The sequence below is a fragment of the Falsiroseomonas oryziterrae genome (genome assembly GCF_021864505.1).
Taxonomy (GTDB): Bacteria; Pseudomonadota; Alphaproteobacteria; order Acetobacterales; family Acetobacteraceae; genus Falsiroseomonas; species Falsiroseomonas oryziterrae.
This window is the reverse complement of record NZ_JAKJIB010000382.1, coordinates 1-3622: the sequence shown is the minus strand read 5'-3', so window position 1 is coordinate 3622 and position 3622 is coordinate 1. Positions and strand designations below refer to the sequence as shown.

Below are 3622 nucleotides of genomic sequence, written 5' to 3'. Positions count from 1 at the left end.
CGAGCCGCCCGAGAGCCTCGCCGAGGCCGCCGCCAGCCTCTTCGCGTTCGCCGAGACGCGCAGCCCGCGCGAGGCCCGGCTCCGCGTCCTGCCGCCCGGCCCGGGCCGCGGGCCCTCGCCGGTGGTGGAGATCGTCACCGACGACATGCCGTTCCTGGTGGACAGCGCGCTGGCGGCGCTCGCGCTGCGCGGGCGCACCGTGCGTCAGCTGCTGCACCCGATCGTACCCGTCAGGCGCGACGACGAGGGGCGTCTGACCGCCATCGCGGAGGACGGCCAGCGCGAGAGCATGATGCGCATCACGCTCGCGCCCGGTGCCGCCATGACGGTCGGCGCCGGGCCCGCCGCCGCGCCGGACGACCTCGCCGCGCTGGAAGCCGCGCTGTCGCGCGCCATGGACGACGTCCGCCTCGCCGTGACCGATTTCCGCCCGATGGTCGCGCGGCTGCACGAGGCGGAGTCCGAGGTCGGCGGCGAGGAGCCCGCGGCCTTCCTGCGCTGGCTGGCCGAGGAGAATTTCGTGCTGCTCGGCCACCGCCGGCTTGAGCTGCAGGAGGACGGCACCGCGACCGTGGTCGAGGCCGAGAATCTCGGCCTGCTCCGCGACGCCGGCCTGCCGGTCTTCGACGCGCTGCGCGACCTGCCGGCGCTGCCGCCGGCGGTGCGCGCCGCGCTCGCGCGGCTCGAGCCCGTCAGCATCGCCAAGGCGAACATCCGCGCCACCGTCCACCGGCCGCAGCATGCGGACGTGATCATCACGCGCATCCGCGACGCGGCGGGGCGCCTCACCGGCGGGCGGCTCTTCCTCGGGCTCTTCGCGGCGGCGGCCTACAACCGCAACCCGCGCTCCATCCCGCTGCTACGCGAGAAGGTGCTGCGCATCCTGGCCCGCGCCGGCGTGGACCCGGAGGCGCATGACGGCCGGGCGTTGCGGAACATCCTCGACACCTGGCCGCGCGACGAGCTGTTCCAGGCCCCGGACGACGCCATCCTGCAGGGCTGCCGCGTCGCGCTCGACCTCTCCATCCGGCCGCGCGCCGCGCTGGTGCTGCGCCGCGATCCCTTCGAGCGCTTCGTCTCCGCCATCGCCTGGCTGCCGCGCGACAGCTTCGACACCGCGATGCGCGAGCGGATCGGCGGGCTGATCGCACGGGCCTTCGCCGGCCGCCTCTCGGCCTTCTACACGCTGCTGGGCGACGCGCCGCTGGCCCGTGTCCACTACGTGATCGGGACCACGCCCGGCGCCGTGCCGGCGGTGGACGACGCCGCGCTGGAAGCGGCGGTCGCGCAGGCCGCGCGAGGCTTCCGCGAACGGCTGGAGGAGGCGCTGGCGGCGCAGCTCGGGGAAGCGGCCGCGGCGCCGCTCCTCGGCACCTGGCGCGAGGCCTTCCCGCGCGCCTACCGCGAGACCGAGACGGCAGCGCAGGGCGTCGCCGACCTCATGCTTGCGCGGCGCGCCGCGGAGAGCGGCGGGATCGCCACCGCGCTGTCCCGCCCGCCAGGCGCCGATGCGCGCACGCTCGTGCTGCGGCTGGCCAATCCCGGCGGACCGCTGCCGCTGTCGGACGCGCTGCCGCTCTTCGCCAGCCTCGACCTGCGCGCCATCGAGGAAACCCCCTACCGGCTCGCCCCGCGCGGCCTTCCGCCGGTCGTGCTGCACGTCTTCACGCTGGAATCGGGCGCGCCCTGCGAGGAAGCCCGCTTCACCCCGCTGCTGGAGGCGCTGGCCGCGCTGCAGGACGGCCGGGCCGAGGCCGACGGCTTCAACCGCCTCGTGCTGCGCGCCGGCCTCACCTGGCGCGAATGCTGGCTGCTGCGCGCGATGTTCCGCTGGCTGAAGCAGGTCGGCTTCGGCTTCGCGCAGGAAAGCGTGGAGACGGCGCTGGCCGCGCACCCCGACGCCGCGCGCCTGCTGGTCATGCTGTTCGACGCCCGCTTCGACCCGCAGGGCGACCGCGCGACGGAGACCTCGCTCGATGCGCAGTGGCGCGCGCTGCTCGACGGCGTCGCCAACCCGGACGAGGACCGCATCCTGTCGCGGCTGCGCACGCTGCTCGACGCGATGCTCCGCACCAACTTCTTCCAGCGAAAGGACTACCTGGCCTTCAAGCTGGACAGCGCGCGCGCCGGCGAGATGCCGCTGCCGCGGCCCTGGCGCGAGATCTTCGTCCACTCCGCGCGCATGGAAGGCACGCATCTGCGCGCCGGCCCCGTCGCGCGCGGCGGGATCCGCTGGTCGGACCGGCGCGAGGATTTCCGCACCGAGATCCTCGGGCTGATGAAGGCGCAGCGGCTGAAGAACGTCATCATCGTGCCGACCGGCGCCAAGGGCGGATTCATCCTCAAGCACCCGCCGCCCGCGACCGACCGCGAGGCCTTCATGGCGGAGGGCATCGCCTGCTACCGCACGCTGGTGCGCGGCATGCTCGACCTCACCGACAACCTCGAGGGCGAGCGCGTCGTCACGCCACCCGACGTGGTGCGCCGCGACGGCGACGACCCCTACAGCGTCGCCGCCGCCGACAAGGGCACCGCGACCTTCTCCGACATCGCCAACGGCCTCTCGGCCGAATACGGCTTCTGGCTTGGCGACGCCTTCGCCTCCGGCGGCTCCGCGGGCTACGACCACAAGGCGATGGGCATCACCGCGCGCGGCGCCTGGGTGATGATCGACCGCCACTTCCAGGAGACGCTCGGCCGATCCGTCCAGGACGCGCCCTTCACCTGCGCCGGCGTCGGCGACATGTCCGGCGACGTCTTCGGCAACGGGCTGCTGGTGTCGCGGTGGACGAAGCTGGTCGCCGCCTTCGACCACCGCCACATCTTCCTCGACCCCGATCCCGATCCGGAGGTTTCGTACCGCGAGCGGGAGCGACTGTTCCGCCTGCCGCGCTCCTCCTGGGCCGATTACGACGCGCGGCTGCTCTCGCCCGGCGGCGCCGTGCTGCCGCGCAACGCCAAGTCGCTGCCGCTGTCGGAGCAGGCGCGCGCGCTGCTCGGCATCGAGGCGGAGCGCGCCGAGCCCGCCGCGATCATGCGGGCGATCCTGAAGCTGCCCGTCGACCTGCTCTACTTCGGGGGTATCGGCACCTATGTGAAATCCAGCACCGAAAGCCAGGCGGAAGCCGGCGACCGCGCCAACGACGCGATCCGCGTGGACGGTCGCGACATCCGCGCCCGCGTGGTGGGCGAGGGCGCCAATCTCGGCGTGACGCAGGCCGGGCGGATTGAGGCGGCGCGGCTCGGCGCCGCCGGCGCGGGCGCGCGGATCAACACCGACGCGCTCGACAACAGCGCGGGCGTCAGCACCTCCGACCACGAGGTGAACATCAAGATCCTGCTCGCCGAGGCCGAGCGGGACGGCGCGCTCACCCGTCGCCAGCGCGACGAGCTGCTGGCAGGCATGACCGACGAGGTCGCGCGGCTGGTGCTCGCCGACAACCACGCCCAGTCGCTCGCCGTCAGCCTCGAGATGCTGCGTGCGACGGACGAGCTTGCGGCGCATGGCGCGCTGATGACGCGGCTCGAAGCCGCCGGGCTGCTCGACCGCGCGGTGGCCGGGCTGCCGGACGAGGCCGCGCTGCGCGGGCGCGCCGCCGCGGGCGAAGGGCTGACGCGCCCC

The 3622-nt window shown here is 74.3% G+C and carries 1 protein-coding gene; it reads left to right on the top strand.

All coding sequences use genetic code 11. The annotated features are described in order from the left end of the window. Positions 1-3622, top strand: a 3622-nt coding sequence (locus tag L2I40_RS20565; RefSeq protein ID WP_237217042.1) for an NAD-glutamate dehydrogenase domain-containing protein, incomplete at both ends; no start/stop codon positions are given.